This window comes from Variovorax sp. RKNM96 (assembly GCF_017161115.1).
Lineage (GTDB): Bacteria > Pseudomonadota > Gammaproteobacteria > Burkholderiales > Burkholderiaceae_C > Variovorax.
In genome coordinates, this window is sequence record NZ_CP046508.1 from 2,424,140 (window position 1) to 2,437,540 (window position 13,401).

At 67.5% G+C, this 13,401-nt stretch carries 8 protein-coding genes; 5 read left to right on the forward strand and 3 right to left on the reverse strand.

Annotation, left to right across the window (positions count from 1 at the left end):
- Positions 1-50: 50 nt before the first annotated feature.
- Positions 51-3,593: a transglutaminase family protein gene (locus tag GNX71_RS11185; RefSeq protein ID WP_206178371.1), complete on the reverse strand. Its 3,543-nt coding sequence runs from the start codon at positions 3,591-3,593 to the stop codon at positions 51-53.
- A gap of 141 nt (positions 3,594-3,734) precedes the next feature.
- Here GNX71_RS11185 and GNX71_RS11190 point away from each other — a divergent pair, with 141 nt between their 5' ends.
- The 4 genes from GNX71_RS11190 to GNX71_RS11205 all read left to right on the forward strand — a co-directional run bounded on the left by GNX71_RS11190 (position 3,735) and on the right by GNX71_RS11205 (position 9,795).
- The gene (locus tag GNX71_RS11190; RefSeq protein ID WP_206179413.1) at positions 3,735-6,170 is read left to right on the forward strand and encodes a DNA internalization-related competence protein ComEC/Rec2; all 2,436 of its coding nucleotides are present in this window, start codon (positions 3,735-3,737) and stop codon (positions 6,168-6,170) included.
- A gap of 199 nt (positions 6,171-6,369) precedes the next feature.
- Positions 6,370-7,197, forward strand: coding sequence for an enoyl-CoA hydratase family protein (locus tag GNX71_RS11195; RefSeq protein WP_206178372.1), 828 nt, complete (start codon positions 6,370-6,372; stop codon positions 7,195-7,197).
- A 106-nt stretch (positions 7,198-7,303) separates the two neighbouring features.
- Entirely contained in the window at positions 7,304-8,806 is a 1,503-nt protein-coding gene (locus tag GNX71_RS11200; protein WP_206178373.1) for a circularly permuted type 2 ATP-grasp protein, read from the forward strand.
- A 32-nt stretch (positions 8,807-8,838) separates the two neighbouring features.
- A complete protein-coding gene (locus tag GNX71_RS11205; RefSeq protein WP_206178374.1) occupies positions 8,839-9,795 on the forward strand; it encodes an alpha-E domain-containing protein in 957 nt (318 codons plus the stop codon).
- Between the two features lie 33 nt (positions 9,796-9,828).
- Here GNX71_RS11205 and GNX71_RS11210 read toward each other — a convergent pair whose 3' ends face one another.
- Both GNX71_RS11210 and GNX71_RS11215 read right to left on the reverse strand, forming a co-directional pair.
- On the reverse strand, positions 9,829-10,986 hold the full coding sequence (locus GNX71_RS11210; RefSeq protein ID WP_206178375.1) for a hypothetical protein: 1,158 nt from the start codon (positions 10,984-10,986) through the stop codon (positions 9,829-9,831).
- A 68-nt stretch (positions 10,987-11,054) separates the two neighbouring features.
- Positions 11,055-12,719 carry a phosphoethanolamine transferase gene (locus tag GNX71_RS11215; protein WP_206178376.1) on the reverse strand — a complete coding sequence of 555 codons (1,665 nt, stop codon included), beginning with the start codon at positions 12,717-12,719 and terminating at the stop codon, positions 11,055-11,057.
- 215 nt (positions 12,720-12,934) lie between these two features.
- Between GNX71_RS11215 and GNX71_RS11220 the strand changes: the two genes are divergently transcribed.
- Complete coding sequence (locus tag GNX71_RS11220; RefSeq protein WP_206178377.1) at positions 12,935-13,399, forward strand: SH3 domain-containing protein; 465 nt, start codon at positions 12,935-12,937, stop codon at positions 13,397-13,399.
- The last annotated feature ends 2 nt before the right edge of the window (positions 13,400-13,401 follow it).

Sequence of the window (13,401 nt, forward strand, 5' to 3'; positions counted from 1 at the left end):
GTCACATCACCGTCACGGCGGGCCGTTCGGGCGATGTGCTAAATGGCCCCTTATCGCCGCAGATCGAGGGTGAACGGGAATTCGCGGCTGCCCGGCAGCTCGATGGTGGCCGGCGGCGTGCGCATCAGGCCGGGCGTGTGGCCCATGCGCGTGAAGCGCGAATGGCGGCGGCTCTCGGCCTCGTAGGCGTTGACCGGGAAGCTGTCGTAGTTGCGTCCGCCCGGGTGGGCCACGAAGTACTGGCAGCCGCCCAGCGAGCGCTTCATCCAGGTGTCCACCAGGTCGAAGGTCAGCGGCGCATGGGCGCCAATGCTCGGGTGCAACGCCGAAGGCGGGTTCCACGCCTTGTAGCGCACGCCCGCGACGAATTCGCCGGTCACGCCCGTGGGCTGCAGCGGCAGCACCTTGCCGTTGACGGTGACGACATGGCGGCTCTCGTTGAGGCCCGTCACACGGACCTCGATGCGTTCGAGCGACGAATCGACATAACGCACCGTGCCGCCCGCCGAGCCTTCCTCGCCCATCACATGCCACGGCTCCAGCGCGTTGCGCAGCGACAGCTCCACGCCCATCGCCTGCATCTGCCCCACGAGGGGGAAGCGGAACTCGAAGTGCGGCGCGAACCAGTCGGGATCGAAGGCGAAGCCGGCCTGGCGCATCTCGCTGATGACGTCGTCGAAGTCCATCTTCACGAAGGTCGGCAGCAGGAAGCGGTCGTGCAGCTCGGTGCCCCAGCGGGTGACGGGCGCCTTGTAGGGCTCGTCCCAGAAGCGGGCGACCAGCGCGCGAATCAACAACTGCTGCGCAATGCTCATGCGCGCATGCGGTGGCATTTCAAACGCGCGCAGCTCCAGCAGGCCCAGGCGGCCGGTGCTCGAGTCGGGCGAATACAGCTTGTCGATGCAGAACTCGCTGCGGTGCGTGTTGCCCGACACGTCGATCAGGATGTTGCGCAGCGTGCGGTCGACCAGCCACGCGGGCATGTTCTGGCCGTAGATCTCGCGGTTCTTCGCGATTTCCTTGAGGGCAATTTCGAGCTCGTAGACCTGGTCGTTGCGCGCCTCGTCCACGCGCGGCGCCTGGCTGGTCGGGCCGATGAACATGCCCGAGAACAGGTAGCTCAGCGACGGATGGTTGTGCCAGTAGAGCAGCAGGCTCGCGAGCAGCTCGGGCCGGCGCAGGAACGGGCTGTCCGCCGGCGTGGCGCCGCCCATCACGAAGTGGTTGCCGCCGCCGGTGCCGGTGTGGCGGCCGTCGGTCATGAACTTCTCGGCCGACAGGCGCGTCTCGAAGGCGGCGTTGTAGAGGAACTCGGTGTGCGCGACCAGTTCCTTCCAGTTGTGGGCCGGGTGGATGTTGACTTCGATCACGCCCGGGTCGGGCGTCACGGCCAGCATCTTCAGGCGCGGATCGCGCGGTGGCGGATAGCCTTCCATCACGATGCGCATGCCAAGCTGCTGCGCGGTGGCTTCGACGGCGGCCACGAGGTCCAGGTAGTCCTCCAGGCGCGCGAGCGGCGGCATGAAGACGTAGAGCACGCCCGAGGCGCTGCCCTTCTTCTCGGCCGACGGGCCGTTGGCGCGGCGCGGGTCGCGCACTTCGACGCACAGCGCGGTGCGCGTGACCCAGTGGGCCGATTCGCCGCGCAGGGGCTGGCGGGTGGCGGGCGTGGCGCTGGCGTCGTCGGCACGCGCGGCCGCCGCTGCGTCGCTGCTGGCCGCATCGCCGGGGCTTTGCATGCGCAGCGATGCGGGCACCACGGGCGGCGTGCCGAAGGTGTAGGGCACGTCGCCGAGGCTGGCGCCGGCAGCACCGGGGGCACCGGCAGCACCGGCGACGCCGGGGGCACCCGTGCTGTAGCGCGCACGGTAGTCGGCCGCGCTCGGCAACGCGCCGCGCGGCGCCGTCGGGTCGCGCTCGATCAGGTAGGGGTAGTCGCCCTTGCTGGCCCACGGCTGCGAGTCGAGCGGCAGGCGGTAGCCCATGGGCGAATCGCCCGGAATGAGATAGAGCCGGTCGTCGCGCAGGAACCAGGGGCCGGTCTTCCAGCCGGGGCCGGCGAGCGCGGGCGCATCGCCGTTCGCATTGCCCGGTTCGATGGGCAGCATGTAGCCGATCACCGCATCGAGCTTCTGCGTGAACACGCGGCGCAGGCGCACGCGTTCGAGTTCGTCGTCCAGCTTCGATTCGAAGGGGTCCACGTTCACCGGCAGGCGGCGTTCGCGCCAGAGGTAGTAGTAGGTGTCTTCGTAGCCGGGCTGGATGTAGCGCTCGGTCAGCCCGAGGTTGCCGGCCAGCGTGGTGGTGAAGCGGCGCGCGTCCTCGCTCGTGTAGTGCGTGGGGAAGCGCTCGTCGGCGAAGAGCGCCGGGTCGTGCCACAGCGTCTGGCCGTCGGCGCGCCAGAAGATCGAGAGGGCCCAGCGCGGCAGCTGCTCGCCCGGGTACCACTTGCCCTGGCCGAAATGCAGGAAGCCGCCGTTGCCGTATTCGGCGCGCAGCTTGTGGACGAGTTCGGTGGCGTAGCCGCGCTTCGTGGGGCCGAGCGCGTCGGTGTTCCACTCGGGCGCGTCGCGGTCGCTGGTGGCCACGTAGGTGGGCTCGCCACCCATCGTGAGGCGCACGTCGCCGGCCTTCAGGCGCGCATCGACGGCATCGCCGAGCGTGAGCACTTCGGCCCATTGCTCTTCGGTGTAGGGCTTGGTGACGCGCGGCGATTCATAGATGCGCGTGACCTTCATCTCGTGGCCGAACTCGACCTCGGATTCATCGACACCGCCTTCGATGGGCGCCGCGCTCGACGGCGTGGGTGTGCAGGCGAGCGGGATGTGGCCTTCGCCGGCCATGAGGCCCGAGGTGGCATCGAGGCCGATCCAGCCTGCGCCCGGCAGGAACACCTCGCACCAGGCGTGCAGGTCGGTGAAGTCGACCGTGGTGCCGCTCGGGCCGTCGAGCGCCTTCACGTCGGGCGTGAGCTGGATCAGATAGCCCGAGACGAAACGCGCGGCCAGGCCCATGTGGCGCAGCAGTTGCACCAGCAGCCAGCCCGAGTCGCGGCATGAACCGCTGCCGTTGGTGAGCGTTTCTTCCGGCGTCTGCACGCCGGGTTCCATGCGAATCAGGTAGTTGACGTCCTGCTGCACCTGCTGGTTCAGGCCCACCAGGAAATCGATGGTGCGCTGTTCCTTGCGGTCGATCTTGTCGAGGTAGGCCTCCACCAGCGGCGTGACCGGGTCGGCCACGAGGTAGGGGGCGAGTTCCTCGGCTTGCGAGGCGGTGTACTTGAACGGAAAGTTCTCGGCCTGAGGCTCGAGGAAGAAGTCGAAGGGGTTGTAGACCGCCATCTCGACCACGAGGTCGACGGTGACCTTGAATTCGCGCGTCTTCTCGGGAAACACCAGCCGCGCCTGGTAGTTCGCGAACGGGTCCTGCATCCAGTTGACGAAGTGCTCGGCGGGCTCGACCCGCAGCGAATACGAGATGACGTTGCTGCGGCAATGCGGCGCGGGACGCAGGCGAACGACCTGCGGGCCCAACTGCACCAGGCGGTCGTACTTGTAGTGGGTGACGTGGTGGAGTGCGGCGTGAATGGACATGCGTTTTTGTGTGCAGTACTGCGAGATTGCATCGAAAAGATGTCTCTTGTGAGACGCATACTAGCCGAGATAACAAGCAATTAACGCGCCATCGAGCGCGGGTTCGGGGAGGGTTTGCATCATGTGTCGTGAGGTTGTGTGCTGACGCCGTCGCGTGCGTCCGGCAGGGGCGGGTCGTGGGCGTTTGCCGCGTTGGGGGGAACGGTGATCGGTGCGGCGCTGCAGCTGCACCAGCCGGCGTTATGGACCGCGGGTGTCTACGTGGCGCTGCTGTTTGTAGCCGCGGCGGGGCTGTGGTGGCGGCGGGCTTTCGGGCGGTTGCTGCTGGTCGCGGCGTTGATGTGCGGTGCGCTGGCCGGTGCCGGCCTTGCGGGTTGGCGTGCCGTGGCCTATGCGGATGGCGCGATCGATCCAACACTCGAAGGGCGCGACCTGCGGGTGGTCGGCGTGGTGTCCCAGATGCCGCAGCGCAACGAGACTGGAACGCGGTTTCATCTCGATGTCGAATCCGCCCGATGGGCCGATGCGCGCAACGACGCGCCGCCGACCATGCCCTCGCGCATCGCGCTGGGCTGGTATGGCGAGAACACCGGTCTGTGGGGGCGTGCCGTCGAGGGGCGGGCATCTGCCTCTGCTGTCGTCGGCGAACTGCACGCCGGCGAGCGCTGGCAAGTGACGGTGCGGCTCAGGGCGCCGCATGGCAGTCTCAATCCGCATGGCTTCGACAGCGAACTCTGGCTCTGGGAGCAGGGCGTGCATGCCAATGGCTATGTGCGAACCGGCGCGCGCGATGCCGCGCCGGTGCATGTGGCGAACACATGGCGGCACCCCATCGAACGCGCACGGGAAGCGGTGCGCGACGCGGTCTTCGAGCGTGTGGACGATCGCCGCCAGGCTGGCGTGATCGCCGCGCTGGTCACAGGCGACCAAGGCGCCATCGACCGGGCCGGATGGGATGTGTTCAGGGCGACGGGCGTGGCGCACCTGATGTCGATCTCGGGCCTTCACATCACCATGTTTGCCTGGCTCGCGGCACACCTCGTCGGCGCGCTGTGGCGGCGCAGCGGCCGGCTGATGCTGAGGCTGCCCGCACCGCAGGCGGCACTGGTCGGCGGTGTGCTGCTCGCCACGCTCTATGCGCTCTTCAGCGGCTGGGGCGTGCCCGCGCAGCGCACCGTGTGGATGCTCGTCACTGTCGCCTTGCTGCGCCTCACCGGCCGGCGCTGGCCGTGGCCGCATGTCTGGCTGCTGACCGCCGCGGTGGTGGTGGCGGTCGATCCCTGGGCCCTGATGCAGGCGGGCTTCTGGCTCAGCTTCATCGCGGTGGGCGTCTTGTTCGCCACCGATGTGACGGACGCGGGCGAGAGAAAGCCGACTGCCGCGAACCGGCTGTTCCTGTTCTTCCGCGAGCAATGGGTGATCACGCTCGCGCTCACGCCGCTGAGCCTGCTGCTGTTCCAGCAGGTGTCGCTGGTCGGCCTGCTGGCCAACGCCATCGCGATCCCGTGGGTGACTCTCGTGGTCACGCCGCTTGCCATGCTGGGCGCGATCGTGGCGCCGCTGTGGGAGGTCGCGGCCTGGGCTGTGCAGGCGCTCTCCGTCCTGCTGCAATGGCTGGCGGGGCTGCCTTTCGCCACGCTCTCGATGGCTGCGCCGCCGTGGTGGATGGCCGCTTGCGGCGTCGCGGGCGGCGCATTGCTCGCCATGCGGTTGCCCTGGTCGATGCGCGCGCTCGGCCTGCCGCTGCTGCTGCCCGTGCTGTTGTGGCAGATGCTGCGGCCCGCCGCCGGGGAATTCGAACTGCTCGCGGCCGACATCGGGCAGGGCAACGCGGTGCTGGTCCGCACCGCCACGCACAGCCTGCTCTACGACACGGGGCCGCGCTACAGCCTCGAGAGCGACGCCGGCCATCGCGTGCTCGTGCCGCTGCTGCGCGCCTTCGACGAGCGGCTCGACATGCTGGTGCTGAGCCACCGCGACACCGACCACACAGGCGGAGCACCCGCGGTGCTCGCGATGCAGCCGCAGGCCGTGCTGCTCAGTTCGATCGAGGCCACCCATCCGCTGCAGGCGCTGCGCCCGGCGCAGCGGTGCGAAGCAGGCCAGCGCTGGACCTGGGACGGCGTGAGTTTCGAGGTGCTGCATCCCTTCGATGCCGACTACCGAAGCTTCACCAGGCCCAATGCCGTCTCGTGCGTGCTGCGCATCGGCAACGGCCGTGCGACGGTGCTGCTGGCCGGCGACATCGAGCGGCTGCAAGAGGCCGCGCTGGTCGCGCGAACAGCCGAGGCGCACTTGCGGGCCGACGTGCTGCTGGTGCCTCATCACGGCAGCAAGACGTCCTCGAGCGAGGCGCTGCTCGATGCGGTGCGCCCGCGTATCGCGCTGGTCCAGGCGGGCTACCGCAACCGCTTCGGGCACCCTGCCGGGGAGGTGGTCGCGCGCTACATGGAGCGGGGCGTGCGGCTGGTGGAAAGCGCGCGCTGTGGCGCGGCGCACTGGGTCAGCAAGCGGCCCGCCGAACTGGCCTGCGAGCGCGAGCGCCGCGCCCGTTACTGGCACCACCGCATACGCTGAAACTTGCGGATGCAGCGGTCGCGCAGCACCGGGGAATTCTCCAAAACTGTGAATAAATTGTTAAACAAGAGGTTGAAGACCGGTTGCCACGTCACGCAAGGTGGCGCCTGATGCGTTGTACCGTCCTGAAACAACACACGGGGGGCGTCATGCAGGGCAGAGACAAGCTTCAGCGCAGGTTCCCTGGCAGGCGGGCGTCATGACGTCCGCGGCCGTGCCTGCCATCACCAGCGCCGGGACGGCTTCTTCCGCCTCCGCCGCAAAACTCCAGATGCACCGCGAGGGGGCGGTGCTGGTGTTGACCATCAGCAATCCCGCGGCGCGCAACACCGTCAATCCATCGATCTACCGCGCGGCCGCCAAGGCGATACGCGCCGCCTCCCGCTTTCGCACCGTGCGCGCCATCGTGCTGACCGGGGAGGGCGAGCATTTCTGCGTCGGCGGCGACCTGCGCCGGCTCGTGAGGCAGCGCAAGCTCCCGCAGTCGGAGCAACTGGCGCATTCCGACGCCCTGAACGAATGGGTCATGGCGATGCAGGAGGCGCCCCAGCCCGTGATCGCCGCGGTGGAGGGCACGGCGGCGGGCAGCGGCTTTTCGCTCTGCCTGGCCTGCGACCTGATCGTTGCGGCCGAGGATGCGGAATTCGTGATGTCCAACGTCAACTTCGGCCTGTCGATCGACGGCGGTGGCACCGATTCGCTGGCGCGCTCGCTGCCGCCGCAGGCGGTGATCGAGATCCTGTTGGGCGGCGCGGTCCACCACGCCCGCCGGCTCCATGACTGGGGCGTGGTGAACCGGATCGTGCCGCACGGAACCGCGTACGCCACCGCGCTCGCCTGGGCGCAGAAGCTTGCGCAGGGCCCGTTCGACGTGCAGGCGCGCATCAAGGAACTGGTCCATTCGGCGCGCGGGCGCAGCCGCCGCGAACAGCTCGATGCCGAGCGCGGCGTGTTGGTCGAGAGCCTCTACAGCGACGAAAGCGGCAAGCGGATCAAGGAATTCCTCGCGGCCCGCAAGAAGGGATAGCGCGGGAACGAGCGATTCCGGCCTTTCACAAGCCTTTCGGCTTCGCATAAGGGGTTCTACTGGCCCTGAACTTGCTAAGCTATGGCTCAAGGAGATTGGTCGTTCCATGCACAAATTCGATGAGATGTATGAGCAGTTGCCCTATGCGGGGGCTGCAATCCGACAGCACTACAAGCGCTACGACCAATGGCTTGCGAAGCAACCCGGCGAGGTGATGCGATCGCGGCGCGAAGAGGCGGAAATGATTTTCCGCCGGGTCGGCATCACCTTCGCGGTGTATGGCGCCAAGGACGAAGACGGCTCGGGCACCGAGCGGCTCATTCCGTTCGACCTGTTGCCCCGCATCATTCCCGCCCACGAGTGGGACAGCATGGAAAAAGGGCTGGTGCAGCGGGTCACCGCGCTCAACCGCTTCCTGCATGACGTCTACCACGACCAGGAGATCATCAAGGCCGGCATCATCCCGGCCGAGCAGATCCTGAACAACGCGCAGTTCCGCCCCGAGATGATGGGCGTCAACGTGCCGCACAACATCTACTCGAACATCGCCGGCATCGACATCGTGCGCGCCCCGGATGCCCAGGGCAACGGCGAGTACTACGTGCTCGAAGACAACCTGCGGGTGCCCAGCGGCGTGAGCTACATGCTGGAGAACCGCAAGATGATGATGCGGCTCTTCCCGGAGCTGTTCAACCAGAACCGCATTGCGCCGGTCGCGCACTACCCCGACCTGCTGCTCGAGACGCTGCGCACCAGCGCGCCGCCCGCCACGGCCGAGCCCACGGTGGTGGTGCTCACGCCCGGCATGTACAACAGCGCCTACTTCGAGCACGCCTTCCTCGCGCAGCAGATGGGCGTGGAGCTGGTCGAGGGGCAGGACCTGTTCGTCAAGGACGACTTCGTCTACATGCGCACCACGCGCGGCCCGAAGCGCGTCGACGTCATCTACCGCCGCGTCGACGACGACTTCCTCGACCCCGAGGTGTTCCGCCCCACGTCCACGCTCGGCACCGCCGGCCTGATGCGCGCGTACCGCGAAGGCAATGTCGTGATCTGCAATGCGGTGGGCACCGGCGTGGCCGACGACAAGTCGATCTACCCCTACGTGCCGAAGATGATCGAGTTCTACCTCGGCGAGCAGCCGATCCTGAAGAACGTGCCCACCTACATGTGCCGCAACAAGGACGAGCTGCAATACACGCTCGACAACATGAAGGACCTGGTCGTGAAGGAAGTGCACGGCGCCGGCGGCTACGGCATGCTGATCGGCCCGGCCGCCACGCAGGCCGAGATCGAGGACTTCAAGAAGGCCGTGATCGCCAAGCCCGACGGCTACATCGCGCAGCCCACGCTGAGCCTGTCGACCTCGCCGACCTTCGTCGACGCCGGCATCGCGCCGCGCCACATCGATCTGCGGCCCTTCGTGCTCTCGGGCAAGGAAGTGCAGATGGTGCCCGGCGGCCTCACGCGCGTGGCGCTGAAAGAGGGATCGCTGGTGGTCAACTCGTCGCAGGGCGGCGGCACCAAGGACACCTGGATTCTCGAAGCCGACCGCGCGCCCAAGCCCAAGGCGGCCACGCAGTCGCAAAGCCAATCGTCATCGGTCTGAGTGCAGGCACCAAGGAACTAGGAGAACACACGATGCTTTCGCGCACCGCAGACCACCTCTACTGGATGTCCCGCTACACCGAGCGGGCCGAGAACACCGCGCGCATGCTGGACGTCAACTACCAGACCTCGCTCCTGCCGCAGTCCGCCGAAGTGGCCAAGTACGGCTGGCAGGGCGTGCTCTCCATCAGCGAACTGCTGCCCTGGTACAACAAGAAGTACGAGCAGATCACGCCGCACGACGTGATGGAGTTCATGGTCAAGGACGAGAGCAACGCCTCGTCGATCGTCTCCTGCCTCAAGGCCGCGCGCGAGAACGCACGTGCCGTGCGGGGCGCGCTCACCACCGAGGCCTGGGAAACTCAGAACACCACCTGGCTCGAAGTCAACCGCATGCTGCGCGCGGGCGATTTCGAACGCGACCCGGGCCAGTTCTTCGAATGGGTCAAGTTCCGCTCGCACCTCTCGCGCGGCGTGACGCTGGGCACGATGCTGCAGGACGAGGCCTTCTACTTCTCGCGCCTGGGCACTTTTCTCGAACGCGCCGACAACACCGCGCGGCTGGTCGACGTGAAGTTCCACGCTCTCAACAGCGAATTCTTCGGCGCGGCCACCGAGGAAGATCAGGAGTACGACTTCTATCACTGGAGCGCGATCCTGCGCAGCGTTTCGGCCTTCGAGGTCTATCGCAAGGTGTACCGCGACGTGATCAAGCCCGAGCGCGTGGCCGAGCTGCTGATTCTTCGCGCCGACATGCCGCGCTCGCTGCATGCAAGCCTGGCCGAGGTGGTGAGCAACCTCGCGAAAGTGCAGAACGAGCAGAGCGCCGAAACGCAGCGCCGCGCCGGCAAGCTGCTGGCCGACCTGCAGTACGCGCGCGTCGACGAGATTCTTGCGACCGGGCTGCATGCCTATCTCACGCAGTTCCTCGATCGCGTGAATGAGCTCGGCGGGCGCATCAGCCAGGACTTCCTGGTCCCCGCACACTGAGCGCCGATGCCAGCCTGCGGGCTGGCATCGCTTTCATCCCGCCGTGTTCACCGCATAGAGGCTCGCGCATCCGTAGTCGGTGCGCACGCCGATCGCATCGTTGCCGATCCAGGCGATGGCACAGCGCTTGATCACATGGTCGACCGCAAAGCGCAGCAGCGATTTCATCGTGGCGAACTCGAACACTTCGATGTGGCCGCGGTGTGCGACTGCGAGGCGTTCGCCTGAAGGGTCGAGTGCGAAATCGCTGTTCGCCAGATCGCCGAGGTCCGGCCAGTCCGCGCGCGGTGCAGCAGCTTCCATGTCGAAGCAATGCAGGGCCCAGCCGCCGTATTGCTCCTTGGCGAGCAACCAGCGCCCGTCGGGCGTGAAGCACAGCTTGGCGATCATTTCGAAATCGCCTTTCCATGCAGGTCTGGCGATGCCGCCGGCTACGTCCAGGAACTGCACTTCGCCGGCCTGCACGCAGAAGGCAAGAACGCCTTGCGAGGACAGCGCACCTTCCATCTGCGGCGTGTGCCCGCCGTGAAGCTGGGGGCGTGCCTCGTGCCTCAGAAGATCACTGCCGCTCGTTGAAACCGACAGGTCGCGCACCACCAGTTCCGGTTGCGCGAACCACGCGGCGCGTGTGCCCGCGACGCTCAGGAAACTCGCGGGGTCACGGTTCTCCTTGGCGAGGGTTTCGAAGGTGCGCGTGGCCGGCGACCAAGCCAGCACGCCGTGATCGGCCCGCACGAGCAAGCGGTCCAGCGCCGGCGCATGCAGGGCCTGCCAGATCAGCGTGTTCTCGGGCGCCTCGAAGGTATCGGTTTCCTGCGCCTGCGCGTCGATGACCACCAGTTGGTCTCTGCCGGCCGCCTGGGGATGCACATCGGAGGCGAGATTGCGGCTGCACAGGAGCTGGCCGTTGAAGTCGGCAACCGGCATCGCGCCGGTGTAGCCCTGGCCAAGGTAGCGGTGCATGCGCGGCTCGCCGGCGCGGGCCTCGGGGTTGACGAGCACGAAGCCCTTCTTGAGCCGGGACCATTCCTCTTTTTGCGCATGCGCGATGGCGGCCTTGGCATCGGCTTGCGACTTGGTGCTTTCCTTTTCCTTGCCGGGCGCACCGGCGCGAACGATCACGTCGGCGCCTTCGCAGCGCGTGGCCCATGTCTTGCCGGCGGGGTCAAGAAGAACTCGGATACGGGTCATGAAAGGATGCTCCGGAGCGTAGAGGAATCGGATCGGGCAGGGGCCCGTTGGCAGTGTTGCCAGCGCTTTCAGCGCGAGAACGACTCTACAGCCACCGGAATCGCCGGCGCCTGCCAGCGGTAGGCGTCGCCCAACACATTGCGCTCGGGCATCTGCCCGCTCCATCGAATCTTGAGCAGGTCCATCAGCGCCCATCCCGTCCAGTCCGCGCGAAAGGGCTGCTGCTGCGCGGCGACGCTCGGCAGCGGCTCCCGGTTGCGCCAGATGACGGTCGGAATGCGGTAGCCCGAAGCGGTCGACGGGCTGTGGCCCGCGCGGTCGCTGCCGTGGCCGACCTCCTGGCCGTGGTCCGACAGGTACATCCAGGCGCGGTCCTCGCCCGGCTTGCCCGCGCTGCGCGTCTGCTGCAGCAACTCCGACACCACGAAGTCGTGGTACAGCAGTGCCGCGTCGTACTCCTGGCGGAAGCGCCGCACCCAGGCGGAGCGGCCGTCCTTCACCAGACCGTTCTCGACCGCATCCACGTCGTCGTCGAACGGGTTGGCGTTCTCGGGGAAACGCAGGCTGTAGTGCGGGTGCGCGCCCATCAGGTGGACCACGATGAGCTTGCGGTCGGTGCTCGTGTCCGCAAAGGCTTCCTGCACGCAGTCGAGGATCTCGCCGTCCAGCGAGGCGCTGGCGCGGCCGGGCGTGCGGTTGACCATGTCCACCACGTCGGCCAGGCGCGCATGCTGCTGCTCGATGGCGAGGTCGTCGTGGTTGCTGATCCACCAGACCTTGTAGCCCGCGGCGCGTGCCAGCGCCAGCAGGTGCGGCGGGTTCTCGCTCTCGGGCAGGCCGAAATGGAACATGTTGCGCAGCGCGGGCAGGGTGCTCGCGTCCACCGACCATGCGTTCTTCAGCACCGCCATCTGCTCGCCGGCCTGCGCCTTGTGCGCCAGCAGGCGCGGAGTGGTCGGGCGGCCGTAGCCGTACAGGGCCATGTTGTCGCGGTTGATGCTGTCGGTGATGACCAGCACCACCGTCGACGGACCGGCCTGCAGTGCGACGGGAGCGATGGCTTTTGCCTGCGCCATCAGGCGGTCGCGCACCTTCTCCTGACCGGCCCAGGTCGCGCGCAGCGTGTGCACCGACTGCGCCCAGCCGGCCCAGAAGATCGCGGGATGCAGCCGGCGCCATGGCTTGCTCGCATAGGCCACGCACGCGATCAGCAAGAGAACGAGCACCAGCGATCGCGTCCAGAACGATGACCTCGTGCGCGCGGACGACCCGCCCGCATCGAAAGCCGCGCCGCGCCGCGCGAACATGCCCACGAGCACGCCGGCCACGGCGAGCGCGCCCGTCCAGATGACCGCCGAGCGCCAATGCATCCACAGGTATTCCGAGCTCTCGCGTGCATTGGTGTTGGCCGCGGCGCCGAGCACCATCGCGCCGTCGGGCGCGGCCTGGTAGGTGTCGAGCAGATAGGCGCGCACCGCGGCGTCGAGCGCGAAGCCCATGGTCCAGAGCCAGACGAGCACCGTTCGCGCGCTTCGCATTCGCGCGCTGCGGATCGGCCATGCGAGCCACAACACCATCGGCATGGCGAGCACCGCGAGCTGCGCGATGCGGCGGCCGTCGTGGCCCAGGGCAATCGACGCCAGCAGCGTTGCACCGACCGCACCGCAGGCGAACAGGGTGCTGCGGCGGGGCGCGTTCCGGGGAGCGAGTGCTTCGGAGGGAGGAGAAGTCAAACGGGCGAGCGGCGAGTCGGGGGCGTGCGCATTCTGCGTCGTCAGGTGTACCGCGAGGCCCAGTGTCCCGATGGTCGCGGGGGCTTTGACAGAAGGAGCAGCGCTTCAGGGCTTTGGGATATCCCCGTGGAACTTATCGCGCCTCACGGTCCCAGATGGGCTCGACCGGCATCGCCGGACATTTTCGAACACCCGTAGAAAGGAACCTCCCCTCCATGTTCAGATTCATCCGGCTGCCCGCGCTCGTGCTCGCCTTCGTCCTCTCGTGGATGGCCCTGCCTTCCGCGTGGGCCGCACCCCAGAAACAGATGGTCAGCGCCGCGGTCGGCACCCTGAACATGCGCACCGGCCCCGGCCAGCGCTATGAGTCCCACTGGACCGTGAGCAAGGGTTACCCGTTCCGCGTCATCGGCCGGAAGGGCGATTGGCTGCGGGTCAGCGACTTCGAGAACGACAAGGCCTGGATCTACCGGCCGATGACCAGCAAGACGCCGCACCATGTCGTGAAGGCGAAGGCGGCCGTGCTTCGCAAGTCACCGAATGCGCGCAGCCCGGTCGTGAAGCGGGCCGCTTACGGCGATGTGCTGCGAACTCTCGAACGCCGCGGAGACTGGGTCAAGGTCACCCACGAAGGCGGCGGCACCGGCTGGGTGGCGCGTCGCCTGGTCCGGGGCTGGTAGCC

Coding starts and splice junctions, on each gene's coding strand:
- GNX71_RS11185 (WP_206178371.1), bottom strand. CDS start 3,593: ATGTCCATTCACGCCGCACTCCACCACGTCACCCACTACAAGTACGAC.
- GNX71_RS11195 (WP_206178372.1), top strand. CDS start 6,370: ATGACGTCCGCGGCCGTGCCTGCCATCACCAGCGCCGGGACGGCTTCT.
- GNX71_RS11200 (WP_206178373.1), top strand. CDS start 7,304: ATGCACAAATTCGATGAGATGTATGAGCAGTTGCCCTATGCGGGGGCT.
- GNX71_RS11205 (WP_206178374.1), top strand. CDS start 8,839: ATGCTTTCGCGCACCGCAGACCACCTCTACTGGATGTCCCGCTACACC.
- GNX71_RS11210 (WP_206178375.1), bottom strand. CDS start 10,986: ATGACCCGTATCCGAGTTCTTCTTGACCCCGCCGGCAAGACATGGGCC.
- GNX71_RS11220 (WP_206178377.1), top strand. CDS start 12,935: ATGTTCAGATTCATCCGGCTGCCCGCGCTCGTGCTCGCCTTCGTCCTC.